Origin of the sequence: Sporosarcina luteola (genome assembly GCF_007991495.1) — a bacterium.
In the GTDB taxonomy this organism is placed as follows: Bacteria; Bacillota; Bacilli; order Bacillales_A; family Planococcaceae; genus Sporosarcina; species Sporosarcina luteola.
Genome location: NZ_BJYL01000016.1, coordinates 1 through 24,611, shown reverse-complemented (window position 1 = coordinate 24,611; position 24,611 = coordinate 1). Strand labels below are relative to the sequence as shown.

General features: G+C 42.8%; 25 protein-coding genes. 21 read left to right on the top strand and 4 right to left on the bottom strand.

Translation table 11 applies throughout. From position 1 onward, the window contains the following. Positions 1–6: 6 nt before the first annotated feature. Positions 7–441, top strand: coding sequence for a hypothetical protein (locus SLU01_RS06135; protein WP_147056360.1), 435 nt, complete (start codon positions 7–9; stop codon positions 439–441). A 233-nt stretch (positions 442–674) separates the two neighbouring features. On the opposite strand, the gene SLU01_RS06130 is transcribed toward SLU01_RS06135, so the two are convergent. Continuing rightward, positions 675–1,232: a CotY/CotZ family spore coat protein gene (locus SLU01_RS06130; RefSeq protein ID WP_147056358.1), complete on the bottom strand. Its 558-nt coding sequence runs from the start codon at positions 1,230–1,232 to the stop codon at positions 675–677. A gap of 125 nt (positions 1,233–1,357) precedes the next feature. On the opposite strand from SLU01_RS06130, the gene SLU01_RS06125 reads away from it, so the two are divergent. From SLU01_RS06125 to SLU01_RS06095, 7 genes are all read left to right on the top strand, one after another. After that, positions 1,358–1,753, top strand: a complete 396-nt coding sequence (locus SLU01_RS06125; protein ID WP_147056356.1) for a YhcN/YlaJ family sporulation lipoprotein — start codon at positions 1,358–1,360, stop codon at positions 1,751–1,753. Next, positions 1,753–2,208, top strand: coding sequence for a stage V sporulation protein AC (spoVAC, locus tag SLU01_RS06120; RefSeq protein WP_147056354.1), 456 nt, complete (start codon positions 1,753–1,755; stop codon positions 2,206–2,208). The genes SLU01_RS06125 and spoVAC overlap by 1 nt, the downstream gene beginning before the upstream one ends. Further along, positions 2,202–3,203 (top strand): beta-ketoacyl-[acyl-carrier-protein] synthase family protein, encoded by a 1,002-nt coding sequence (locus SLU01_RS06115; protein ID WP_147056352.1) that lies wholly within the window; start codon positions 2,202–2,204, stop codon positions 3,201–3,203. Before spoVAC ends, SLU01_RS06115 begins: the two co-directional genes overlap by 7 nt. An 18-nt stretch (positions 3,204–3,221) precedes the next feature. Beyond that, a complete protein-coding gene (gene spoVAE, locus SLU01_RS06110) occupies positions 3,222–3,575 on the top strand; it encodes a stage V sporulation protein AE (protein ID WP_373866397.1) in 354 nt (117 codons plus the stop codon). A 73-nt stretch (positions 3,576–3,648) separates the two neighbouring features. After that, positions 3,649–3,807 (top strand): YjcZ family sporulation protein, encoded by a 159-nt coding sequence (locus SLU01_RS06105; RefSeq protein WP_147056346.1) that lies wholly within the window; start codon positions 3,649–3,651, stop codon positions 3,805–3,807. 17 nt (positions 3,808–3,824) lie between these two features. Next, a complete protein-coding gene (locus SLU01_RS06100) occupies positions 3,825–4,073 on the top strand; it encodes a stage VI sporulation protein F (protein WP_147056344.1) in 249 nt (82 codons plus the stop codon). Between the two features lie 425 nt (positions 4,074–4,498). Further along, complete coding sequence (locus SLU01_RS06095; protein WP_147056342.1) at positions 4,499–4,804, top strand: hypothetical protein; 306 nt, start codon at positions 4,499–4,501, stop codon at positions 4,802–4,804. Positions 4,805–4,870: 66 nt separating this feature from the next. On the opposite strand, the gene SLU01_RS06090 is transcribed toward SLU01_RS06095, so the two are convergent. From SLU01_RS06090 to SLU01_RS06080, 3 genes are all read right to left on the bottom strand, one after another. Beyond that, positions 4,871–5,305, bottom strand: coding sequence for a GNAT family N-acetyltransferase (locus SLU01_RS06090; protein WP_147056340.1), 435 nt, complete (start codon positions 5,303–5,305; stop codon positions 4,871–4,873). A 3-nt stretch (positions 5,306–5,308) separates the two neighbouring features. After that, entirely contained in the window at positions 5,309–5,824 is a 516-nt protein-coding gene (locus tag SLU01_RS06085; RefSeq protein ID WP_147056338.1) for a YjcG family protein, read from the bottom strand. 86 nt (positions 5,825–5,910) lie between these two features. Continuing rightward, positions 5,911–6,636, bottom strand: coding sequence for an alpha/beta hydrolase (locus tag SLU01_RS06080; protein WP_147056336.1), 726 nt, complete (start codon positions 6,634–6,636; stop codon positions 5,911–5,913). Positions 6,637–6,818: 182 nt separating this feature from the next. On the opposite strand from SLU01_RS06080, the gene SLU01_RS06075 reads away from it, so the two are divergent. From SLU01_RS06075 to helD, 13 genes are all read left to right on the top strand, one after another. After that, positions 6,819–7,388: a phosphatidylglycerophosphatase A family protein gene (locus SLU01_RS06075; RefSeq protein WP_147056334.1), complete on the top strand. Its 570-nt coding sequence runs from the start codon at positions 6,819–6,821 to the stop codon at positions 7,386–7,388. Between the two features lie 177 nt (positions 7,389–7,565). Then, positions 7,566–8,546 (top strand): TAXI family TRAP transporter solute-binding subunit, encoded by a 981-nt coding sequence (locus SLU01_RS06070; protein WP_147056332.1) that lies wholly within the window; start codon positions 7,566–7,568, stop codon positions 8,544–8,546. Positions 8,547–8,637: 91 nt separating this feature from the next. Next, entirely contained in the window at positions 8,638–9,162 is a 525-nt protein-coding gene (locus tag SLU01_RS06065) for a DUF1850 domain-containing protein (RefSeq protein WP_147056330.1), read from the top strand. Beyond that, the gene (locus SLU01_RS06060) at positions 9,155–11,194 is read left to right on the top strand and encodes a TRAP transporter permease (protein WP_147056328.1); all 2,040 of its coding nucleotides are present in this window, start codon (positions 9,155–9,157) and stop codon (positions 11,192–11,194) included. The genes SLU01_RS06065 and SLU01_RS06060 overlap by 8 nt, the downstream gene beginning before the upstream one ends. A 217-nt stretch (positions 11,195–11,411) precedes the next feature. After that, positions 11,412–12,308 (top strand): ATP-binding cassette domain-containing protein, encoded by an 897-nt coding sequence (locus SLU01_RS06055; RefSeq protein WP_147056326.1) that lies wholly within the window; start codon positions 11,412–11,414, stop codon positions 12,306–12,308. Between the two features lie 55 nt (positions 12,309–12,363). After that, positions 12,364–13,572 carry a hypothetical protein gene (locus SLU01_RS06050; RefSeq protein WP_147056324.1) on the top strand — a complete coding sequence of 403 codons (1,209 nt, stop codon included), beginning with the start codon at positions 12,364–12,366 and terminating at the stop codon, positions 13,570–13,572. A 25-nt stretch (positions 13,573–13,597) separates the two neighbouring features. Further along, on the top strand, positions 13,598–15,406 hold the full coding sequence (locus tag SLU01_RS06045) for a hypothetical protein (RefSeq protein WP_147056321.1): 1,809 nt from the start codon (positions 13,598–13,600) through the stop codon (positions 15,404–15,406). Positions 15,407–15,545: 139 nt separating this feature from the next. Next, complete coding sequence (locus tag SLU01_RS06040; RefSeq protein WP_147056319.1) at positions 15,546–17,396, top strand: SLC13 family permease; 1,851 nt, start codon at positions 15,546–15,548, stop codon at positions 17,394–17,396. Positions 17,397–17,458: 62 nt separating this feature from the next. Next, complete coding sequence (locus SLU01_RS06035; RefSeq protein WP_147056317.1) at positions 17,459–17,872, top strand: VOC family protein; 414 nt, start codon at positions 17,459–17,461, stop codon at positions 17,870–17,872. Positions 17,873–18,028: 156 nt separating this feature from the next. Further along, positions 18,029–19,141 carry a mandelate racemase/muconate lactonizing enzyme family protein gene (locus SLU01_RS06030; protein WP_147056315.1) on the top strand — a complete coding sequence of 371 codons (1,113 nt, stop codon included), beginning with the start codon at positions 18,029–18,031 and terminating at the stop codon, positions 19,139–19,141. Then, the gene (locus SLU01_RS06025; protein WP_147056313.1) at positions 19,138–19,827 is read left to right on the top strand and encodes a GNAT family N-acetyltransferase; all 690 of its coding nucleotides are present in this window, start codon (positions 19,138–19,140) and stop codon (positions 19,825–19,827) included. Before SLU01_RS06030 ends, SLU01_RS06025 begins: the two co-directional genes overlap by 4 nt. 154 nt (positions 19,828–19,981) lie before the next feature. Next, positions 19,982–21,670 (top strand): methyl-accepting chemotaxis protein, encoded by a 1,689-nt coding sequence (locus SLU01_RS06020; protein WP_170232611.1) that lies wholly within the window; start codon positions 19,982–19,984, stop codon positions 21,668–21,670. Between the two features lie 175 nt (positions 21,671–21,845). Further along, positions 21,846–24,083, top strand: a complete 2,238-nt coding sequence (gene helD / locus SLU01_RS06015) for an RNA polymerase recycling motor HelD (RefSeq protein WP_147056309.1) — start codon at positions 21,846–21,848, stop codon at positions 24,081–24,083. Positions 24,084–24,611 lie beyond the last annotated feature (528 nt).

Below are 24,611 nucleotides of genomic sequence, written 5' to 3'. Positions count from 1 at the left end.
ACTTCATTGTTCGTAGGCGCATATACTACGGAAAAAGGGGGAATCAACATTTCCTACAAAGATCCGTTACTATTTGTGCAAGGTCCGCCGATGTTTGTAAAGATGACAAAGACGACTATAATTGAAGAAGAAAGTACATCGGTGTTTTATCCGAGTGAGAGTCCGGAAAGAGAAACGATTGAAATCAATTCATCTTTGCAGACTGAAACGAAAGTTGTCAACCCCGTCATTGAGAATAAAATTCGCTATTTAAGCAGACCATTTCAGAAGCAGGCATATAACCCTCTGCAGTTTGTAGTGGAAGGGGATATCTTGAAAGGCAACATTCTAAAAATGGAAGATGACATGCTTTGGATTGAATCTGACGAGGTTACGACAGAAATTGAAATTGCAAAAATAGATGACATACTATGGCGGGGACAGTCATTTGATGGGCAATAATAAAGCAGAGCGGAACAACACCCGCTCTGCTTTTTTACTTGTGTTGTGCCTGTTCGACTAGCTTCGGGCGCCAGTCCCTCGAGTCGCTTCAGACATGCCAAAAAGGCAAAAAACGCCTTTCCGGCATGTCCTCCAGCGCTTGTCGGGACTAAGCGGGCGCCCTCCGCTTTTGAATTAAAAAACTGCCCGATCGGAGTTCCGATCGGGCAGAGTCAGCATCACAGGTTATTCCTTCAATCGTCGTCGCAATCAATATAAACGTCCTTAACACATTGGATCCCACAGAAGCAAGATAGATCTACAGTTAAACAAGTTCCAGTCGCTTCGAATCTTTCAACCTCGCAAACTGCGTCAAGGTCAAGTTTGCCGCCTTTGAATAAGTCGACTCTTTTACCTCTTGCGTCACGCGGTTCAAGTACTTGAATCGTAGCACAGCAAGTGTCAAACACATTCTGCACTCTGAAGAAAATTGAGAAGCAGGTTGCACAGTCTCTTCGACCTTGTTCGGAGGTCGTGTTATCAGTCGTATCTGCGAACCTTCTAGTTCTCTTGAACATTGCTTTGAATGGATTACCTTTTTCGTCCAATAGCATGAAGACACGCGTATTGGCCCGTTGTCTCGTAGGGCTTACAAGGCTACCGAGCGGAGTCAGGAAACAGTCAGTTCTGCAATCGTCACAGTCGACATCTTCGCGGATATCCTGCACTCGCTTTATGGCACGGACCACCTCGCAAATACAATTGTCTTGACGCTTCTCAGTTCTGACATCTTCATTTCTTCCACATCCCATTCATTCCACCTCCTTTTCTCAACTCCTTATACATTATGCGTATCGTAGTTTGGGGATAGGGCAAACATCACGCTATGAATAAAAAACACGTATAAACGCCATACTGTAAAAAAAAGGGGATGATGATGATTCGTCAATTATTGCCCATACTTTGCATCCTTCTCCTGCTATCGGGATGTGTTCCGAATGAGTTCACCGTGGAAAATCAAACCGGTGAAGATGCGAACGAAGCGGAAAATTTACTGAAGAAAGATGACCGTATCAAAGGGGCTGCGGCGCTATTTTATGAAGACCATCTTATTGTAGGTGTTCGCGTGAAGACCTTTGACAGGTTCAACAAAAGAAAGATTGCAAAGGAACTGGAGAAGAAGTTGAAGGAAACGTATCCCGATCTCTCGGTGTTTGTTTCTGCAGATAGCAAAATTCTAACGGAAACGAACAAACTTATTTTAAAAGACGATGCAAAAGGAATTAAGAAAAAAATTCACTATTTGATTTCCCTATCGGAGGAAGAGACATAATGGATCAAAAAAAATACGCTAAGTTAGAGCAAGGGATCACTCCAAAACCGCCCATTCTAAAAAATTGCATCAAGGCGTTTCTTGTAGGTGGAGCCTTTTGTCTAGTTGCACAATTCATTGCTCTCTTCTATATGACCTTCTTCGATTTTACAGAAAGGACAGCGAGCAACCCGACAGTCGCAACGATGATTTTCATCTCTATGCTTTTGACCGGCTTTGGTTTATATAAGAAAATTGGACAAATTGGCGGAGCAGGGGCATCTGTTCCAATCACCGGCTTTGGAAATGCAGTTGTCTCGGCGGCAATTGAACATAAGTCGGAAGGGTATGTGCTCGGTGTCGGAGGCAATATATTTAAACTGGCGGGATCTGTTATCCTTTTTGGTGTCTTTTCAGCTTTCCTTGTAGCCCTTGTTAAGACAATTCTTGTGAAATTAGGGGTCGTATCATGGTAATGAAAGGCCTATTGACTTTTCCATCGACTCCTTCCATTGCAGCAACCGGTGTAACAGCAGGTCCTCTTGAGAAGAAAAGCCCATTTCATGTCAATTTCGACAAAATGTTTGATGATGAACGGTGCGGCATGAAGACAAACGAGCAAGGTCATGCAAAATTGATGGAAGATGCCATTATGATTGCTCTAAGCAAGGTCGATAAAGTTCCAAGCGATGCGGATTTTTTATTGACCGGAGATCTTGTCAATCAAATGACACCTTCCAATTTTAGCGCTACAACGGTTGGTATTCCGTATATCGGCCTTTTCTCGGCATGTGCAACTTCAATTTCCTCTGTATTATTAGCTGCTCTACTAACAGAGGCGGGCTTGTCAAAACTGGCCGTTGCCGGGTCTTCCAGCCAGCATAATGCAATCGAAAGGCAATTCCGATATCCAATCGAGTATGGTTCCCAGAAGGGCGACACGTCCCAATGGACAGTGACAGCTGCTGGAGCCGCGGCAATTACCCCTTATCAAAAAGGAGTTCCTTCTATTGAACGAGGGACTTTTGGAAAATCTGTCGATATGGGCATGACAGACCCGTTAAATATGGGGGCTGCTATGGCGCCGGCTGCGGCCGACACGTTGATGCGGCATTTATCAGGTCATAACACTTCTGCAAGCGACTATGACATGATTATGACAGGTGATTTAAGTAAGGTTGGCTTTACCATTTACAAAGAGCTGATCGGCAATCAAGGCATTAAAGATTTCCAGAACTTCAGTGATGCGGGCGAGGAATTTTACGGAAATAATCCCGATTTCATGGCAGGCGCAAGCGGATCTGGATGTTCTGCGGCTGTTTACTTTTCGGAAATCTATAAGAAGATGATGGACAAGGAATACAAAAGGGTTCTCCTGATTGCGACAGGTGCGCTTTTATCTCCGTTATCCTATCAGCAAGGAGATACGATTCCGTGCATTGCGCACGCGGTCGAATTAACGATGAAATGAGTGGTTTGATTGTTCTCGATTTACATTACGTCCTTCATAGTCGGCGGTTTAATATGTGTCATTGGTCAGTTAATGTTTGATGTAGCAAAGATGACGCCCGCACATACACTTTGTACATTAGTCGTCGCGGGATCTATACTGGATGGCTTCGGGCTTTATGAACCACTGATCGACTTCGCTGGAACAGGTGCTACGATTCCGATTACTTCCTTTGGTAATGCATTAACCCACGGAGCACTCGCTGAAGCTGAAAAACATGGGTTGATCGGCGTTTTGACAGGAATGTTTGAAGTGACAAGCTCGGGCATTAGTGCAGCCATCCTTTTTGGCTTCATCGCCTCATTTATTTTCAAACCAAAGGGCAATCTATAATGGAACTGTGCAAACGCCCCCTTCTTCCCTCCGCTATCTGCATAGGATAGACGGAAGGGAAGGAGGGATTTTTATGTTCGGTGGATGCTTCGGCGGAGGATACGGCGGCGGTTGTGGCGGCGGATACGGCGGAGGATATGGCGGAGGAAGAGGCTCATATGGCGGTTCCACATTCGTTCTGATTGTAGTTCTCTTCATCTTGCTAATCATTGTTGGCAGTAGCTTTTGCTAAGGGGGAGGTAAAAGAGTATGAATGACTCATTCTTCAAGAAGATAGAATCAAAAACAGGTGTTCCAATGGAAGAAGTTTTTGCATTAGCAAACGCTATCCAATATGCAGACTTCAGCGATGAGCGGCAAGTCCGTAAAATCGTCAAGAAAGTAGGCAGGTTGGCGAACAAAGACGTCCCACCACATATGGAAGACGAATTAGTAAGATCAATCGTAAACAACGGCAACTCAGTAAATATTAATGACATTCAAAGAATGATGGGATAAACAAAAGCGAAGGGAGCTGTCCGGAAAGTCAGTGCAAACTGATTTCTGGGCAGCTTTTTTTGCCCCATGGATTGGAAAAACAACCATTATGGTCAATTAAACAGCTCTTAATGTCCCGTTGGAGGAAAATTTAGGTTCCCGCGGTCAATTAAACAGCTTTTAAAGTCCCGTTCGAGGGGAATTTAGGTCCCCGCGGTCAATTAAACGGCTCTTAATGTCCCGTTCGAAAGAAAATTAATCTCTCACGGGCAATTAACCGGTTAATCAACAGTATTCTATTAAAATTCAAACTTTAAAGGACTCTTTCAGTTGCCTTGTGCAAGAAGAAATCAATACAATTCTGTATATTTCACAAATGATGTTTCATAAGCTATAAAAAGGGTATAGATACCGAGACTATTTAAAAAAGGAATGGGGTGTGGGAAATGGGCTATCTTCTGCCGGTCCAACCAATACAATCTGAAATGTACGCAAATCGGATGAATACGGTTCGTAACAATTTTGCATATATCGATCGAGTCGAAAAAGTGAAATTGGATCCACAACTGATGGATAAATTCGAAGACTCACTTCTTGAAGAACAACAAAAAGTAATGGAAGAAGAGAAACCTACTTTCAAAAACAACCGACCTGCTTATTTGAAAGGGTTCATCTACCCGAATCCTGCAAACCTTTCACCTCATATTGCATCGATTGTCGGGAAAGGCCTTGCGGTGAATGAATACGTTTAAGTTAAACTAAAAAAGCGGACCTGATAACCGTTTCCGGTATCAGATCTGCTTTTTTCAATTCACCATTTAAGAAGTAATTTCCTTTTCCATCGCGCGATGTGGGATATCTGCGTCCATGAACTCAGGAGACGTGACGATGTATCCGAGTTTTTCATAAAATGGAACAGCATAGGATTGTGCGTTCAGAATAATCTTAGTCATTCCTACGGATTTCGCATGTTTTTCAAGTTCATGCATGATTAAATTACCGAGATGTTTTCCTCGCAATTCCCTTAAAATGCAAACCCGTTCTACTTTTCCTATACCTTTATTGATTTCCCTAATGCGCCCAGCTCCGATCGGCTGGTTCTCATCGTAGACGATAAAATGGGTGGCCGATTTGTCGAATTCGTCTATTTCAAGACTAATAGGTACACCTTGCTCTTCCACAAAAACTTTCTTCCGCACTTGATACGCGTCTTCCCGTTCTAAATCTGAACAGGCGATCTTTACTTCAATCAATCTTCAGTTTACCCCGTCAAGTCGGAAAGTTTCATAAACTGTCCAAGAACCATCTTCAAGTTGATAGAGTAGGTGGATGCGATCAATCATCTCTGTATGATCTGCGCCTACCATTTTCAATTGACCGATGATATCGTCATGCTCACCGGAAGTAAGTTTTTGAGCGATTGTAATATGCGGGACGAAGGAATATTCCGGCTGATCGCCGAAAAAGTCCTCATTCAGGTCTTTATGGAGCGCGAGAATATCATCATTAACTGTTACTTTGAAGAAAATCGTATTCGTGATAGGTGCAAACGTACTCACTTTTGATACATTCAATTCAAAAGGTTTATGTTTGCTAGCAACTTCCTGAATTGCTTTCGCTACTTGCTCGATTTCCTTGTCATCAGCATCGAACACGCCTTTAATCGTCATGTGCGGTGTGATTAGCGCATAATGTGGGTCATACCGTTTTCTGTACCCGTTTGCTAAATCTTGGAGTTTCTTTGATGGAAATGCTACTACGCCATATTTCATAGTAAAAGACCTCCTCGTAAAATGTTTGATACATACACCATATAGCTAATTATAGCAGAGTGGACAGTATTTTGCCTTTATTGTCATCAGTCGTTTTGAAAAGATTCTTTGATAGCGCGTGGAACGTCCTTTTGCCAATACTTCCATGTATGGTTCCCTTTAAATTCTTCATAGAAGTAGGAAAACCCTTTTCTTTTGATTAAATTATTTAATTCCCTGTTCGGTGTTAAGAAATCCTGTATTCCATCTACCGTCGTTTTCACTTCGGTTTCTTCTTCACCAATTACGTGATAAATGGAAAATGAGGACGTATCTTCTGCCGAAGCCACTTGCTTCATCACATAATCATCAACATAAGGGGAATGGAGGATCACTTTGCCGAAACAGTTCGGATATTTCAAAGCCGTCAGCAATGAAATCGTCGCGGCCAATGAATCGCCAATCAATCCTCTGCCGGCGCCAACTTGGTATGTCGGATAATTTTCATCGATATAAGGGACAAGCTCATGTGCAAGGAATCGGATGTAATCTTTATGGCGGTCGCCGTCGGGATGATACATCCTTCTTCGTTCTTTGACACTTTTATACGGCACGCCAACGACGATCATGTTATTAATATCGCCTTCATGCACTAATTCGTCTGCCACGCGTCCGATTCGCCCGTACTGGAAATAGTCTTTGCCGTCGGATGCGATCAGAACGGAGTACTTGTAAAGCGGTGAATATTGATGTGGCAAATGGATGAGGAGCTGCATTTCCTCATCAAGCGCTTTGCTGTAAAAGTTGACTTCTTCTATCTTTCCATATTCCATCGATAGGTCACTCCTTGTTGTTCATGTATGAAGATTGTAACATAAGGGCTTGTACAGGTATAATGCACAGATAGCCTGTTTAATTCAGAAGACATAAAATGATCATGGTAATGAAATCATCCGACAGGCGGCTGTCATATTATACGTGACAGGCAAAGGATAGAGTGAGGAGGAAAAGATTTATGTTCACTGGTAAAAACATTGTCCATTCCGACGTAGTCACGAAAGCAACTAAAGAAGCGCTCATTCGCAGAGGGGTTACGTTAGAGGATGTAGCTAAAATCGTTTATGAAATGCAGGTGCCTTATAATGAAGGACTTGACCTTGCTGAATGTGTAGACTCCGTAGAAAGAGTTCTTCGCAAAAGGGAATTGCAGCATGCGATTCTTGTCGGCATCGAGCTGGATGAACTGGCGGAACAAGGGAAGCTATCAGCCCCTCTCCAGCAAATTGTCGATTCTGACGAAGGTCTCTTCGGTGTGGATGAAACAATTGCATTAGGCGCGGTTTTCACTTATGGATCCATCGCGGTAACGACATTCGGCCATTTGGATAAAAATAAGATTGGAATCATTAATGATTTGGATACGAAAAAAGGGATAGGTGTACACACATTTCTCGATGATCTCGTTGCAAGCATCGCATCTTGCGCAGCATCCAGACTTGCGCACCGAAAAAGGGATTTGGATGAGGCAGGCATCACATACTTGGATGTAAATGCAAAAGAAAAGGAAGAAAGTCAAAGCGAATAAAGGATTGGTGGAAGATGATGAATAAACATTCTTCTCTTCCTTTTTTTATTTTTTTAATATGAAATCGCTTGCAACTTCCAGATTATTCGAAAGAAGGATTGACAAGCGAATCACCTTTCATGTTAGAATGGGTGATAAGTTGCAAAACTAAAACTATACAAAAAGGGGAGAGATTGTATGAATAAGAGAGTAACCCGCATTCTTGCATTGATCTCGATGTTTGCATTGCTAGTCCTATCGGCATGTAACTCGGACTCAGGTAAAGGATCAGGTTCTGATTCAGGCAAAACTAAAGAAGATTACGATTATCTAAGCATATTGACTGGTGGGACACAAGGAACGTATTATGCGCTTGGTGGAGCACTTGCCGATATCATTGGACAAGAAACAGATATCAAAACGACTGCTGAAGTTTCACAGGCGTCTGCTGCAAACATGACAGCTCTAAAAGACGGCAATGCTGAAATCGCTTTCGTACAGACGGACATCGCTTATTATGCTTCTAAAGGTGAAATGATGTTTGACGGCGAAATTATTGACAACGTTTCCGCTATCGGGGCACTTTACCCGGAAACAGTTCAATTGGTTACACTTGAAAAGAATGGCATCAAAACTTTTGCTGATCTTAAAGGTAAAAAGGTATCTGTAGGGGCACCTGGTTCAGGTACGTATGCAAATGCCGAGCAACTTCTTGAAATCCACGGATTGGCAATGGACGATATTCAACCACAAGATTTGGACTTCGGTGAGTCTCAAGAGAGCTTGCAATCCGGCCAAATCGATGCAGCATTTATCACTGCTGGTACGCCAACAGGTGCTGTTGAAGGATTGAACGCTGTTGCAAAAGTATTTATCGTACCGGTTGAAGATGACAAAGCTGATGAGTTAATTGCTAAGTATCAATATTATGCTAAAGAAGTTATTCCTGCAGGAACTTATGGAATCACAGAAGACACTCCGACAGTTTCTGTTGGTGCAATGTTGATCATCCAAAACGAAGTTCCTGAAGATCTGGCATATGAAATTACGAAAGCGATCTATGACAATGCATCTAAATTGACGCATCCTAAAGGGGCGTTGATCAAGGCTGAAACTGGCCTTGACGGTATCGGCATTCCGGTACACCCAGGTGCACAAAAATATTTCGACGAACAGTAATAATTGAATGAAGCTAATAGGGAATCGGGGCGGTGAAGCAAAGTGCTTCATCCGTCCCATTCTTCATTGCTACTGAGAAAGGAAGAGGCGGATGGGAAAGAAGAAAGCAATTCCGCCAGTCATTCTGCTTCTTACACTGCTAATTGTCCTCGTTTACATTTTCCTACCGATACATAAGGTGTTCATTTTTACTGACTATCGAACTGATCATCCGAAAACCTACTATATTAAGATGAAAGACGAACAGGATTTTCAGATACGTTATGTTCACTCCATCTTTCTGACTGATGTCCTTGAGTCATATCGAGTCACTGGAGAAAATACAATACGGTTATTATCTATGCAATATGAGGATGTTGGAATCGGTTTACCTGGCTATGCGGAGGAAGGTGAAACGTTATCCGTCAAGGACGGCGTATATACACTTACGTATAAGCATACTATTATCCAATCTTTCGTCATTTTTGTAGGCGATGTAAATGCAGATCTAGCCTTTCGGTATAGCGGGCGTGAAATAGATTTAAAGAAGTATTTAACAAGAGGCAATTCATACACGTTCAGTGTGCAAAGTCTATCACTCTATCAAATGATGAAAGGAGTAAATATGAATGGCTAAAAATAAAAAACGGGAAGAAGAAGCGGAAATTAAATTGGAAGACAATGAAATGTTAACAGAAGAACAACAGTTAGAAATTCTTCAAAAGTACGATCCGGAGTCAAATACCCGTAATGTAAAAGGGATTTTCAAGATTATTGTTTTCGTTGGACTGCTGGCATTCTCCCTCTTCCAATTATACACATCCATTGGAACACCATTCACAGCTTACATTCAGCGTTCTATTCACTTAGGGTTCGCTTTAGCATTAATTTTCATTTTATTCCCAGCAGTTAAGAAACCAGGTATTAAGAGAGATAAGGTGCCTTTCTACGACGTTATTTTATCCTTGCTTTCAATTGCTGTCGGATTGTATTGGCCATTATTCTATGGTGATCTTATCGGTCGCGTTGGACGGGTTTCCGAAATGGATTTGTTCATCGGAATCGTAGCAATCGTTTTAACATTGGAGGCTGCGCGCCGGGCCGTTGGTTTACCGATTACAATTATTTCTAGTATCTTCTTAGTGTATGCATTTTTCGGACCGTATTTCCCAGGGTTCCTTGCGCACCGTGGCCAAGACGTGAAAAGTCTTGTGCAACTGATGTTTTACACGACAGACGGCATTCTAGGAACGCCAATCAGCGTTTCCGCAACATTCATCTTTGTGTTCCTGCTATTTGGAGCCTTCCTCGTAAAAACCGGGGTTGGGAACTATTTCAATGATTTAGCTGTAGTTCTTGCCGGCCGCTTGACTGGCGGACCTGCGAAAGTTGCAATTTTCTCCAGTGCCTTGCAAGGTACGATTTCTGGAAGTTCTGTTGCAAACGTTGTCGGATCAGGTTCTTATACAATCCCGATGATGAAAAAGCTCGGCTATCGAAAGGAATTTGCCGGCGGTGTTGAAGCAGCCGCTTCTACCGGCGGACAGATTATGCCGCCAATCATGGGGGCTGCCGCCTTCCTGATGGTTGAATTTATCGGCGGTGTCACGTATTGGGAAATCGCCAAAGCTGCGGCAATTCCAGCCTTGCTCTATTTCACTGGGATTTGGATTATGACGCATTTTGAAGCGAAACGGGTCGGTCTCCAAGGCATGTCCGAAGATCAGATGCCGGACCGGAAAGCGACGCTTAAAAAGATTTACTTACTTTTGCCGATTTTAGGGATCATCCTTTTCCTATTGCTCGGAATTCCAACGATGAAAGCGGCGTTACTAGGGATTGTTCTTACTTTAGTCGTCAGCTTCTTCGATAAATCTACTCGTCTAGGATTCAAAGATATTATTATGGCGCTTGTCGATGGTGCGCGTACTGCATTGGCCGTTGCGGCGGCAACTGCATGTGCTGGTATCATCGTTGGGGTCGTTGTGAAAACAGGATTAGGGCTTAGCCTTGCGAATGGACTCGTTTCGGCTGCTGGTGGAAATATTTTATTAACACTTATCTTTACAATGTTTGCTGCATTAATTTTGGGGATGGGCTCTCCAACAACGGCAAACTATGTTATTACATCTACGATTGCGGCTCCTGCCATCATCCTATTGCTTATGGGCGGTGAGATGGGACCAGGCACGACAGTTCCGCTTGTTGTAGCGATTTCAGCTCACTTATTCGTGTTCTACTTCGGTATCATCGCGGATATTACGCCGCCTGTTGCACTTGCTGCATTTGCTGCCTCAGGCATATCCGGAGGAGACCCGATCAAAACGGGTGTCGTGTCAGCTAAACTTGCGATTGCGGCGTTCATCATTCCGTATATGTTCGTCTTCAATCCGGCCTTGCTCATGATTGATTCATCATTCTTGGAAATCATATGGGTCGTCATCACCGCGATTGTGGGTATGATTGCGATCGGTGCAGGAATGATTGGCTTTTGGTATCGGAAGTGTAATTGGATTGAGCGAATTATTATAGTGGGAACTGGGTTATTGCTCATTTTCCCAGAAACAATTACAGATATTGTCGGACTGGCATTATTCGTTATCCTTTGGGCAATTCAATTGAAAACAAAAGGGAAAGATGATCAAGACAAAGTAGCAGTTGCTTCATAATAAAAGCTGTCGTGGAGGTCGCTTTGACTTCCGCGGCAGCTTTTTTTGTGTATCTATTTAAAAATAATAATTGTTTATACTATTGAATTAACTGGTTTTTATGCCTATAGTAGGATATATCAATAAATTTAAAATGGAGAGAAAATGAACAGTTAAAGATCAACTGGGAAGCTGGGAAGAAGTTCAATAGAAATCAAACTGAAAGGCGGAAAGAAAGATGCTGAAATTATCAAATGTATCCATTACGTATAATGATAAAGCGGTTCTCGATAATCTGGATTTAACTGCAAATATAGGAGAAATTATCGGTGTAGCTGCTCCTAACGGAACGGGGAAATCGACAATGTTCAATGTCATGGCGAACTTTGTAAAACCCGATTCCGGACATGTGCTATTCGACGGAAAATATGCATATCGAAATGAAAAGGAAGAGTTATTGATTCATAAGCAGTTATGTTCTTTTCCTGAACAGCAAGACCTTTTTGAGGAGCTATCTGGAGTGGATCACCTGAAACTCTATGCAAATATGTGGAAGGGGTCGGCAAAGCAGGTCCCGGAAGTCATCGAGCGCCTTCATATGGGCAATTATGTAAAAAGGAAGGTTCGCACATATTCGTTAGGAATGCGGCAGCGTCTGTGCTTTGCGATGATGATGGCCGCAGATACACCAGTCATGCTTATGGATGAAGTGATGAACGGTCTCGATGTGGACAATGTGGCTCTATTATCAGAATGCTTAATGGAAATGAAAAAAGATAAGCTCATTTTCGTCGCCTCTCATTTACTATCAAACTTGGATTTATACGCCGATCGGGTCCTTTTCCTGAAAGACGGCAAATTTGTGCATGAACATAGGTTTACGAGCGAAAATGATATATTCCTGAAGATAGAAATGTCTACGGAACAATACGAAAAACTGAAAGAAAAGATGGCATTGCCGCAAGGTTACATCTACTTGGCGAAACACTTACTATGCATTCCGCTTAACGGGATGAATGAGTCGGAACAAACGAAGTGGATTGAGCGATTGCTAGACTACAATGAAAAAGAAATGACAGTAGGTCCATTAGGGACAGTGGAATACTATGATAAATACTATTCGAAAAATGCTTGAAGCATAGAGAAAAAAGTAAAGAATCATTTCTTTACTATTAAAAGGGGAAGCTTGGATGAATCGAAATTATTTCAAACACGAATTTCTCATTACATCAAGAAGCAGACGTAACATACCTTTTATTTTATTCATCAGTGTATTGCTGCTAAGTTATTGTCTGATCTTATTGCCAAACGAAGAAACAAAAGAAACATATCATCCCGAAGAGGTAAAGGAGTATTTAGCCAATCTCGAAGTGGAGCAGGAGTTTAGGGAGGCAAAGGGGAATACGGGCATTAATATCATGACAGGTATGCCCGTCCACGCCATGAACGCTTACTATTATAGATTGAATCATGCATTGCTTACAGCGTATGAAGACAAGAACTATCCACGTTTTTTATACTTAAGAAACTTTTCCCTTTTAGGAAATGAATATGAATATACATCAGACGAGAATCTATTCGCATTATCTCCTTTCCCCGGGAAGGATCGATCCCATTTATATAAGCAGACGATGATGCGATATGAGGATTATTTAACGAATGATTACCCAATTACATATGGTTTGATGTATGAAAAGACTGGGTTGCAAGCGTTGCAAAAGTTCCTGCAGACGAATGGAATTCTATTCATCTTATTTTGCGCCATCTTTTTCAGCAGTGATATATTATCGAGAGACCGCAAAAATAAGTCAGTCCTGCAAGGCGTTCCATTATCCTGGTATCGTCAATTGAATTTGAAATCGCTATCCGCATTCTTCTATTCATTGCTCGTTATAATCGGAATACTGATTGTAGGGGTAATTGTAATGAGCCTGCAATTTGGTTTTGGCTATTTCGATTTACATGTGCCAATCATGATTGCACAAGAGACGTTCACATTAGAGGATTACGATGTCATGTCAATTGCTTCTTTTCTAGGGAAAACATTGATAGCCGTTCCCCTAGTAGTCTACCTCTTTATCCGATTGAATGTCATTTTAGGTCTACTGTTTAAAAATGAATGGCTTGTTCTGCTCGTCAGCAGTTTACTCCTCTTCTCGGATCGCCTATTCGTTTCAAGGACAACAAGGGAGATATTTGGAAAAGATATTAGTTTCTTTCCTCAAACGTATTTTGATTTCGGGAAGATTGTAAACGGGGATAAGAGCTTTCTATTGAACACAGAGACGATTACTTATATGAAAGGGATTGTCGTGTTGTTCGTCACAATTGCCGTGATTGAACTAATGCTATTCATTCTTTCGAAGATCATTAATAAACGAGGTTTCTATTTTGTGTAAATAGGTAACGAGGAAGGATACGATTATGTTTTGGAAGTATTTATTATTTGAGACAAAATTATTGCTTCAAAATCGGAAAAACTGGTTGCTCGGAATTGCCCTTATCCTGTTTTTCCCTTTGTATTATTCCCAATACAGCCAAATAGACATTAAAGATATGCAAAAACTGAAAAACGAGGAAGCACAGCATTTCCATACAGTATTCTATGCGTTTCCCGAAGAGCTGCGGGAGACGGCTGAAGGCGAAGCAGTGTACACGAATTTAACCGAACAATCTTCTTTGATCAATATGCAAAGGTTTTACTTATGGAAGAAAGAGGATTATGACAAATATATTGAAGATGGTATTAAATTGAACGAGTTGCGGCTTGAACTGCATGAATTGGGCAATAAAGGAATCCATCCGAATTATGTGATTCCAAAGGATGTCATTCAAAAAGAAATGGCAATTTTACGCTATAACAAAGTACATAAATTGCCACTTGTCCCAGATCCCTTCGTAGCAAGCAATTACTTGCCGGTTGCATTGAACATGATCAGCGGTCTGCTATTTTGTCTTTTTGTCTTAATCATCGGTAGCAGCATGTTGTTAAATGATCAGCAGCATCGGTCTGTTGTAGGGGGCTTCCCAATATCCTTCATGCCAAAGGTAAGCGCCAAAGTAGCCATCCATTTGGTACAAGTCCTGCTGTTCCTTGGTCTTGGCGTACTTATCGGCGGTTATTATGTCGCTCAAAAAACGGAATGGGGAAATTTCATCGCGCCAGTCCTTATTTATCAAGATATGGATTTTGTTGCAGTGTCGACTATAAGGTATATTACGTATATGTTTATCGCATTTGCGTTAATTGCGTTATTCCTTTTGCTCGTATTTGTTCTCATCAATGTTGTGACGAAGAATTTATACGCGACAATTTTGACGATGATAGTCATTTTGCTACTGCCTGATCTCATAAGTGTTGCAGGTATGAAATTCAATTGGCTTTATCCATTGAAATTTATCGATATCAGCTCCGTGTTGAGTGGAGAGGCAGCTTTGGAATTTGGGAATGAAAAAATGGATTTCAAGCATTCGTATAGTTGGTTAGTCGGACTCAATCTGATAGCTGCAGCTATTCTATACGGGCGGAACAAACTTCTATACATCCGAAAAGGAGGTTCATCCATTTTAATCGCCTCATGTTTGTTGATCCTGGCAGGCTGTCATCCAATGCAGAAATCGGATTTGGTAAAGGTTGATCCGTATGAAGAGAATTTTGAAGTTATCGGTTCTGAAAAGGATGTATTGATCGGAAAGGTGAATCCGGCAATTTTCAATACAGCAGATCGGAGTAATGAAAACGCCGAGCAGGTTGAAAATGAAGTATTTACGCAAGACGGAGTCAAGGTAACGCTTCAGTCGGGAAGATATTCAATCTCGGGATCTCCTGTGGGAAATATTTTCATATATGATAAAAACGGCGATCTTATTATCCGTGAAATTGTAGGGTATGCAGGAGGTGTTGGTAGTCTAACAGTCGACATTGAAGATACGTATACCGTTTTTGCGGACGGCGGATATGATCACGTGAGTTTCGTACCGATGCCGACACAGCTGTCTACTGACTTGAACGCAGGTGTTTGGGAGGTCGGACTGGACATTGAAGCTGGTGAATATACATTTGGCAGTGAGTATGGGCTTGGATATTTGGAACTTCACGAAGAGGGGAAAGATCCCGTCCTCTATGAAGTAATAGGCGGCAATGAGATGGGATCAAAGAGCCGTGTAGAGTTGACAGAGGGGCAAAAAATCAGGATTACGGGGATTTCACTCGTTAATTTTAAGCCGGCGTAAGAATGAAGCGGTGGATCGATCATGATCTGCCGTTTTTCAGTTGGGACAGTTGGAATGTTCACGTAAATGTACGTAACATGCGGGTTCTTTTTTTCTATCTATAATACAATGGATATAATGATATGAAGAAAGGAACGAGATGCCAGTGCAACTCACACTCACATTCATCATTTTAGGAATTACGGTCGTATTATTCATGACCAATAAAATACGTGCAGATCTCGTCGCGATTCTCGCCTTGCTTGCTTTCGTGCTGACGGGAATCCTTACGCCCGTTGAAGCGCTATCCGGTTTTTCCAACTCTGTCGTCATTATGATTGCCGCGCTTTTCGTAATAGGCGCTGGAATTTTAAGGACAGGGCTTGCCCAGATGGCAGGTACATTATTATTGCGGTATTCGGGCGATAGTGAGAAAAGGCTGTTCATTCTCCTACTGATCATAGTTGCTTCAGTTGGCGCATTTATGAGCAATACGGGAACGGTAGCACTCATGCTGCCGATTGTCGTCAGCATCGCGATTAGCATAAACAGCAGCCCCTCAAAGTATTTAATACCGCTTTCCTATATGGCCAGTTTTTCAGGGTTGCTTACGTTGATTGCTTCGCCGCCGAACTTGATCATCAGTCAAATGCTTGTCGATAATGGATATGAAAAACTTGGCTTTTTCCAGATCACACCAATCGGCATCATCGGAGTTATCGTTGGCCTCATCTATTTGTATTCAGTCCGAAATTTACTTTTGCCAAAAGGGAAGAAGGCATCCAATTCAAATCAGATTCAAAAGCTGGCAACGAAGCAATTGGCGCTCGATTATCAGCTTGGAGGAAATTTGTATTTGGTGAAAGTGCCGGTAGGGTCGGAAATGATTGGGAAGCGGCTTGCTCAATTGAAAATACCTGCGACATACCAGTTATGTATTTTAAAAATAAGCAGAAAATCGACTGAAGGTCTGAATTTATTGCCGATGACTTATCAGGAGATGGCTGGGCCGAACAGTATCATCCAGCCGAAGGACAGACTTTATGTACAAGGCTCAGCCGAAAACATGGAGAAGTTTGTTGAAGCGTATGGGTTATCCATTGAAAAAGGAACGTCTGAGGCAGATGAGCTTGTATCGAAGCAACTTGGCATCGCGGAAGTTTTGCTCACTCCCCATTCAAAGCTTATAAATGAGACACTACGCACGATTAACTTCCGTGAGAAATACAATTTGAATATTTTAGGCATCAACCGCCAAGGGGAGTATGTCGATAAGGACATGTCAAAGCAACGGCTCCGATTCGGGGATGCGCTTCTCGTACAAGGCTCATGGGAGTCGATTGAATTGCTTTCCAGGGAAACCGGAAATGTCGTTGTCATCGGACAGCCGAAAGAACATGCAAGTATGGCAGCCGCGAGCGGGAAGGCGTCCATTGCAGGAGCGATCATGATTCTTATGGTTCTCCTAATGGTGTTTGAAGTGTTCCCGGCAGTCATTTCGGTATTGATTGGCGCAGCACTGATGATTTTGACCGGCTGCGTGCGAAATATGGATGACGCATACGGGCAGATCAACTGGGAAAGCATCGTTCTCATTGGGGCGATGCTTCCAATGGCCACGGCACTTGAAAACACGGGCGGGATGGTGTTGCTTTCGAAAGGGATCATCCAATTGCTCGGGGGCTTTGGTCCGTTGGGCGTGTTAGGGGGCATCTTCCTATTGACGATGACATTTGGCCAATTTATTAGCAATACAGCGACGGCCGTCTTGTTTGCGCCAATTGGATTAAGCGCAGCTATCAGTATCGGCGTCAGTCCGTATCCGTTTTTGATGGCTGTTGCGGTCGGTGCAAGTATGGCATTCTCGACGCCTGTTGCATCACCGACCAACGCCCTCGTTATGACAGCGGGAGGCTATCAATTCAAAGATTTTGTCAAAATCGGCGTACCATTGCAATTCATCATGCTCATCGTCATGATGATCGCCATTCCAATCGTATTTCCGTTCTGATTTGCATGACGGCATTTCCATGATAGACTGAATTGAACGAAAAATGAGGGGGGGTTGCAGCAATGGCAGTAGAAGTATATTTGAATTTCAATGGGAACTGCAGGCAAGTAGTGGAGTTTTATGCGGAGGTATTCAACACGGAAATTTCGCAAATCATGACATTCGGCGAAGCACCACAGAGTCCTGATTATCAGTTGCCAGAAGAGGCGAAGGACTTAGTCATGCATGCACGGTTGGATATCGACGGAAGCAGAGTCATGTTCTCCGATACCTTTCCGGGCTTTCCATTTGTCGAAGGGAATAACGTCACCCTAGCTTTTGTAAACAAGGATATGGATCTTATCACGAAAGTGTTCGATAAGTTGAAGCAAGGCGGAACAGTGAAGATGGACTTGCAGGAGACGTTTTGGAGTAAAAGCTATGGCTCATTGAAGGACCAATTCGGCATCGAATGGCAAATTAGCCACGAAGCGTGATAGAAAATACGAAACGGCAGAGGATTGATTCCCGCCGTTTTTTTTGTCTTTCTGACAAGGGCCCATTCTTCCTGCTTCAAGGTCCATTCTTCCCCCGCATTCCCGACAATGCTACAATAATAAAAGACATTTGCCATACCGAAAGGAAAGATCAAGATGAAAATTAAAGAAATCGAAATCTACGCCATCAACTTGCCCTTACACGACCCCTTCATCATTAGCTACGCCAGATATGACACGATGCCATCGATCATCGTCAAATTGACGACAGACACTGGTGTAGTTGGATACGGAGAGGCTGTGGCAGACGAACACGTCACGGGTGAAAGTTGGGAAAGTACATATGCTGTTTTGAAAAATACACTTGCGCCGAAGCTCATCGGTATGAATCCAGCTCAAATGGAAAAAATCCATGAGCGCATGGACGCTGAAATCTATGGCGTACCTTCAGCGAAAGCCGCCATTGACATCGCTTGCTATGATGCCGCCGGAAAAGCATTAGGCGTTCCCGTCTATGATCTGTTAGGTGGAAGATACCACGATGAATTCCCGATCACGCATGTACTGAGCATCGGCACGCCTGCACATATGGCGGAGGAGGCGGAACAACGCGTTAAGGAAGGCTATCGTTCATTGAAAATGAAAGTCGGCACCGAAGTATCCGAGGACGTGAAACGAATTCAGGCTGTCCGCGAACGTATTGGAGAGTCGATTGCCATTCGCATCGATGTCAATCAAGGCTGGGTGAACAGCTCCACAACATTGCAGGCGCTAAAAAAACTTGAAGATTGCTCACTCGACTGGCTCGAGCAACCAGTAAAAGCAGATGACATCGATGCAATGGTGGAAATCAAATCGAAAACTACCGTGCCTGTCATGATTGACGAAGGCTTGCGCGGCTTCCGTGAAATGAGAGAAATCATTGCCAAACGTGCTGCGGACAAAGTGAATATCAAATTGATGAAATGCGGGGGCATTTATCCAGCAATGAAGCTTGCTCATATGGCGGAAATGGCGGGAATCGAATGTCAGGTAGGCTCAATGGTGGAATCGTCCATCGGTTCGGCGGCAGGCTTCCATGTTGCTTTCTCTAAAAAAATCATGACGAGCGTAGAGTTAACGGGGCCTTTAAAATTCAGTGAAGATATTGGAAACCTGAAATATGACGTTCCGTTTATTCGCTTGACGGAAAAACCGGGTCTTGGCGTCGACGTGGATGAAGCCGTCTTGCAGAAACTGACTGTATTCTCGGAGAAGGTAATCGGATGAAAAAAGGATTAGCCTTAAGAAATGGTCAAGAGGTGACGATTAGAGAATTAGCTCTGAGTGACCTTGGGGCAATTATGAAGTTACAAGAGAAAGTCATTGCTTCATTGGCAGACGTTTCATTCCTCCAACCATTGTCAAAAGAAGAATTCCTGTTCATTTTAGCAGGTAACGGTTCCATGATAGGGGCATTCCACGATGATTTATTAATCGCATTCAGAGCAATGTTGGAGCCGGAAATCGACGAAGAACATTTAGGATTGGATGCGGGGTTGGAAGAATCCGAATTGCCACGTGTCCTCTATTCGGAAGTGTCGAATGTCGATCCTGACTTCAGAGGGAATGGGTTGCAGCAAATTCTTGGCAAAATCTTGGTCGAAAACGTCGACGTAAGCCGGCACCGCTATATTTGCACAACAGTCGCCCCGTTCAACATTGCCAGCTTGAAAGATAAATTTGCATTAGGTATGCATATCATTTCTTTGAAAAATAAATATGGCGATCTGCTGCGTTACACGATGTTGAAAGATCTTTCAATGAAAAGTAGTACAGGAAACGACACTGTCCTTGTAGATATGTCTGACAGTACGCGGCAGCAATCTTTACTGAATGAAGGCTGGGTAGGTATAAATATGAAACAAGAGAATGGATTATGGAAAGTGGAATTCAGAAATGAGAAACAATCATAATAGTGATAAATACCTATCGAATTAAATTGTGTTTATTTAAGTAAATGTCTTACAGGTCCTATCAACTGTTTCCCGGATTCTATCTTCCTATGACCTATACGTATATAAGTTAGTAGTTTATAATGAAACAGGCTTATTGTTTAGGAGGGAAATGATGAAGTATTCAGTGAGAAAAAAGTTGTGGACAGGTTTTCTTTCTTTAGTCGTTCTAATGATCGTGGCTGGAATCATGAACTATTTAACAATACCGGACATCAGTGATAGATATAAGTCATTAATTGACGAACGTTTGGAAAAAGTGATCTTGCTCGAACAGCTCTCAACCAATCAAAATATGCTTTCAAATGAACTGCGTGGCTATTTACTATATAAGCAAGTGTATTACTTGAAAGATCGACGTGAATTGCTGGAATCATTCGATGCAAAAGTTCAAGAGCTGGATGCGACTCTTCAATCTGAGGATAGCAGGGCTTTGCTCGATGAATTAAAAGACGCATCTGAGCAATACCGTTCGCTCACCGAATCGGCGGTTGCCAGCTTTACAAATGCTCAAGATGAAGAAGCTCTAAAATATGCAGAAGAAGCAGAACCATTTCAAACGCTCATAACGAAAAATGCGACTAAATTAATCGAAATTCAGCGTGAACAGGTGCAAAAAGCCGAATCTGAATTAGAACATAGATTACAATCTACCGCTATTTTCATTCTTGGAGTTCTCGCCCTCATAACAATTTTGAGTGTCATTATTGCGTATGTCATCAGCAAAATTATTACTCGACCTGTCGGCAAAATGACGGATGCTCTGAAGCAGCTTGCTCAAGGGGATTTTGCAATGGAGCCATTGCATATTAAAAATCGAGATGAAATTGGCGAAATGGCGACAGCATTTAACGAAATGACTTCCGATTTACGGGGAATCATTATGAACACAAGGGATTCATCTCATCAATTGGCTGCCCAAGCTGAACAATTGACGGCGAGTTCCGAAGAAAGCCTTGCAGCTTCTGAAATGGTAGCTGGAATTGCTGAAAAGAATTTACTTGCGAGTGATATGCAAGTGACACTCGTCAACGATGCTTCCAGGGCGATGGGCGAAATGGCAATCGGCATCACTCAAATCACGAATGACAATGAAATGATGCTTGCTTCTACGGATGCGGTATCCCGTCTTGTGGGAGAAGGCGCGGACCTCATGAAGGACGTATCAGATCAGATGTCCAGCATATCGTCATCCATCCAGCAGTCCGCGGATATTATTACCGATTTGTCGATCCACTCGGAAAATATCCGGAATGTAACGGGACTTATTACTGGCATTGCTGAGCAGACGAATCTATTGGCATTGAATGCAGCAATTGAAGCGGCTCGTGCAGGAGAGCAAGGCAAAGGCTTTGCAGTAGTGGCGAATGAAGTACGGAACCTAGCCGAACAATCGAAAACATCCGCTGAAGAGATCGGTCGTATGATCGATGCCATTATTCAAAACGTCTCTTTGGCAGTGGACAGCACGGAAGCTGGTACTGACCGTGTCAAAGAAGGATTGAAGATTACTGAAAGAACTAACAAAGTCTTCACTGAAATTGAGTTGGCATCGAATGATGTGAGCAATAAAGTTCAGACAGTTTCCACAGCTATCGAGCAAATTCGAACAATGAGTGAGCAAGTGACGGAAGGCTCTGAAAAAGTGCAAGAACTTGCGATCCAAGCTTCAGCCGAAGCACAATCCACAAGCGCGGCGACGGAAGAGCAATTGGCTTCAAACGAAGAAATTGCTGCAAGCGCACAAACGCTATCGGAAGTCGCAGAAAAACTGCAAAATGATATGGGACGTTTTACAGTATGAAAAAATCCTCCATGCCGGGTGAGTGGCATGGAGGATTTTATTTCATTTCAATGATTCTGAATAAACCATATTGCTTAAATGATTCCCTAATGGTACAATCAATTTCTGTTTCATTTTTCTCCCAACATCTCTCACTAAAAGCAGGACGCAAAATACGCAAAATGGAGGACTGTCTATGCAGAAACATCCCGATTTTGAGTTTGAATTGCAGCGCCTTGACTACACGAAGCATTACATGCAAAGACTCCTTGAAGAGTCGATGCGTGACGTGCAATCCTCGCAAGATGAAATCCGGCATGCGATGGCTGACTTGGATTATTTAGATTCGAGTTTGAGCTACATCAATATTTTAACGAACACCCGATTTTTTGAAATGGCCCGAACCCAAAAGGAAGGGCTCGAAGCAATCCAGCAAAAACCCTATTTCGCCCGTATCCATTTTCAAACAGAAGGGGAAAAGGACGAATTCCTTTATATCGGAAAAACGTCCGTCTTCCACCAGGAAACACAAGAACCGATCATCGTCGATTGGCGTTCGCCCGTTGCAAATGTCTACTATGATGGAAGATTAGGAGACTTGACGTATAAAGTGCGGGACGAAGAAATTAGCGGACATCTTTTCTCGAAGAGACAGTACAAAATCGAAGAAGGAGAATTGCTGGACGTCCTGGATATTGACTTAACGACGAATGATGAACTGCTTCAGGATGCGCTCGCTGGAAAAGCAGATGTCCGTTTAACGGAAATTGTTTCGACAATCCAAGCGGAGCAGAATGAGATCATCCGCGCAAATCTGAAACAGCCAATCATCGTCCAAGGGGCCGCGGGCAGTGGAAAGACGACGATCGCCCTTCACCGGATTTCCTATTTCCTCTATACGATGGGCACCGATTTCCCTTCGGAGAAACTGATGATCTTAGCGCCAAGCAAACTGTTCATGGAATATATCGGAGACGTGCTTCCGGAACTAGGAGTCGGCCGCATTTGCCAAACGACTTTCGCGGAATACGTACTGGACGCCACAGGTCTTAAGCTGAAACTGGCTGATCCGAATAAAAAGCTGGAGCTGTTAACGGCAGCGGATTCCGTGAATGAAGATCAGCTTTTCATTGCACGCATGAAAGGGACGCTTCGCTACCGTGAAATCATGCAAAGATACGTAGAAAAGCTCGAACAGGAAACAGCTGCGCTCTTTGAAGATGTCTATATCGAAAAATACCGGATCATGCGCGCATCACGTCTGAAGAAATTATTCCTAGAAGACTTCAACTATATGCCGCTTGAAAAACGGATTGAACGCATCAAGCTCATTATGCAGAGCGAAGTGAACCGAAAACGGAAACAGCTTTATAAAATCCTGTCAGATAAATACGAGGAAGCTCTCGATAAAGCGTTGTATGGTATCCGAGACGATGAGAAGCGGAGGGCGCGCATTACAAGGGTCATGGATGAGCGTGACGAACGACTTCCTTCTATTGAAAAGGAAGGGAAGAAGACCGTTTCTTCTTATATGAAGAGATTCAAAAAGTTCAATATTAAAAGTTTGTATAGGGATTGGCTAACAAATCCGCAATTACATATAGAACTCGCATGCCACTGGTCCGAATCGGAAAGGGATGCTTTTTTTGCCGCGCACGCTAGTGAATTATGGGAAACGGAGGACTTGGCAGCCCTTTATTATCTTCACGCAAAGCTGAAAGGTGTGGCGGATGAATGGAAAATGCGTGTCGTCTTCATCGATGAAGTGCAAGATTACAGCGAATTCCAGCTGGCGGCCCTTCAAGACGGTTTGGAAACGGATATGTTCACGATGGTCGGGGATCTGGCCCAAGGGATTCATAGCTACCGGGCGTTGAAGTCATGGGAGCCGGTACAGGAAATGTTCCCGCGAGCCACGTATACGACGTTGCAAAAAAGCTACCGAACGACAATCGAAATCATGCAACTCGCGAATAAAGTCCTTGCACAGATGGATGAAGACTTACCATTGGTCGAGCCGGTTGTCCGTCATGGCAGGGAGCCAGAGTTTTATGAGATGCCACGCCTTAATGCTTCCGATGTGAATGAAATCTATAAGTCCATCCTCGGCAGAGGGCACCGATCGATAGCATTGATTTGCAAAACACGGAAAGAAGCGGCAGCTATCCACAAGCAACTCGAAAAGTCAGGTATGCCTGTCCAACTGCTTGGCGAGAACTCCGATATCAACGGGAATTGCTTGCTAATCGTGCCAAGTCATTTATCCAAAGGACTTGAATTTGACGCCGTCATCATTGCCGCTTTTGATGAACCATTCCGTGACCATCCGATTGATCGAAAGCTGTTATATGTTGCGATGACAAGGCCAATGCATGAACTTCACTTGCTTTCCGACACATTAGCGCCGTTGATTAAAATAGCGGGTGAAAAATAGCCAAGCGCTATTTCTAACCTGGATAGAGTTCTCATTTTTCGCAGAAGAGTTCACGAGCATCGAGTTTGAATGTCGACTTAATCAGAGCGTTTCTTATATTTTTTACTTCCATTTATGAATTCACTGATTTTAATTTACCTATGGGTATTTATCACTAATATTGCAAGTTCAATATTCGGTCCCACATCTATGGTTTATATGACAAAACTCATACCTAAGACAAATCATTGCTAATAATAATGTTCACAGTCGCAATTGGTGTTCTTGCAGAGTTATATGATATTCGGTTTATATATATCATAGGTTCTTTTGCCTTTTTGATCTTAGGAATTATAATGAATGTAATCGTTTTGGATAAAACGAAAAAAACCTATTATAATGGGGAAGAAGAATCCCATACCGATTATTGTATTCAGTTGCTTCATAAGGAGACGGTTTGTGTATATGGGAATTAGTTCCACTCATTGGATTTCCAAAATGGAATTTAGTCGGGAATGGAAGCGTCTCATTTGGGGCGCTTCGTTTTAA

Coding starts and splice junctions, on each gene's coding strand:
- SLU01_RS06130 (WP_147056358.1), bottom strand. CDS start 1,232: ATGGGATGTGGAAGAAATGAAGATGTCAGAACTGAGAAGCGTCAAGAC.
- SLU01_RS06125 (WP_147056356.1), top strand. CDS start 1,358: ATGATTCGTCAATTATTGCCCATACTTTGCATCCTTCTCCTGCTATCG.
- spoVAC (WP_147056354.1), top strand. CDS start 1,753: ATGGATCAAAAAAAATACGCTAAGTTAGAGCAAGGGATCACTCCAAAA.
- SLU01_RS06115 (WP_147056352.1), top strand. CDS start 2,202: ATGGTAATGAAAGGCCTATTGACTTTTCCATCGACTCCTTCCATTGCA.
- SLU01_RS06105 (WP_147056346.1), top strand. CDS start 3,649: ATGTTCGGTGGATGCTTCGGCGGAGGATACGGCGGCGGTTGTGGCGGC.
- SLU01_RS06100 (WP_147056344.1), top strand. CDS start 3,825: ATGAATGACTCATTCTTCAAGAAGATAGAATCAAAAACAGGTGTTCCA.
- SLU01_RS06095 (WP_147056342.1), top strand. CDS start 4,499: ATGGGCTATCTTCTGCCGGTCCAACCAATACAATCTGAAATGTACGCA.
- SLU01_RS06085 (WP_147056338.1), bottom strand. CDS start 5,824: ATGAAATATGGCGTAGTAGCATTTCCATCAAAGAAACTCCAAGATTTA.
- SLU01_RS06080 (WP_147056336.1), bottom strand. CDS start 6,636: ATGGAATATGGAAAGATAGAAGAAGTCAACTTTTACAGCAAAGCGCTT.
- SLU01_RS06075 (WP_147056334.1), top strand. CDS start 6,819: ATGTTCACTGGTAAAAACATTGTCCATTCCGACGTAGTCACGAAAGCA.
- SLU01_RS06070 (WP_147056332.1), top strand. CDS start 7,566: ATGAATAAGAGAGTAACCCGCATTCTTGCATTGATCTCGATGTTTGCA.
- SLU01_RS06065 (WP_147056330.1), top strand. CDS start 8,638: ATGGGAAAGAAGAAAGCAATTCCGCCAGTCATTCTGCTTCTTACACTG.
- SLU01_RS06060 (WP_147056328.1), top strand. CDS start 9,155: ATGGCTAAAAATAAAAAACGGGAAGAAGAAGCGGAAATTAAATTGGAA.
- SLU01_RS06055 (WP_147056326.1), top strand. CDS start 11,412: ATGCTGAAATTATCAAATGTATCCATTACGTATAATGATAAAGCGGTT.
- SLU01_RS06050 (WP_147056324.1), top strand. CDS start 12,364: ATGAATCGAAATTATTTCAAACACGAATTTCTCATTACATCAAGAAGC.
- SLU01_RS06045 (WP_147056321.1), top strand. CDS start 13,598: ATGTTTTGGAAGTATTTATTATTTGAGACAAAATTATTGCTTCAAAAT.
- SLU01_RS06040 (WP_147056319.1), top strand. CDS start 15,546: ATGCCAGTGCAACTCACACTCACATTCATCATTTTAGGAATTACGGTC.
- SLU01_RS06035 (WP_147056317.1), top strand. CDS start 17,459: ATGGCAGTAGAAGTATATTTGAATTTCAATGGGAACTGCAGGCAAGTA.
- SLU01_RS06030 (WP_147056315.1), top strand. CDS start 18,029: ATGAAAATTAAAGAAATCGAAATCTACGCCATCAACTTGCCCTTACAC.
- SLU01_RS06025 (WP_147056313.1), top strand. CDS start 19,138: ATGAAAAAAGGATTAGCCTTAAGAAATGGTCAAGAGGTGACGATTAGA.
- SLU01_RS06020 (WP_170232611.1), top strand. CDS start 19,982: ATGAAGTATTCAGTGAGAAAAAAGTTGTGGACAGGTTTTCTTTCTTTA.
- helD (WP_147056309.1), top strand. CDS start 21,846: ATGCAGAAACATCCCGATTTTGAGTTTGAATTGCAGCGCCTTGACTAC.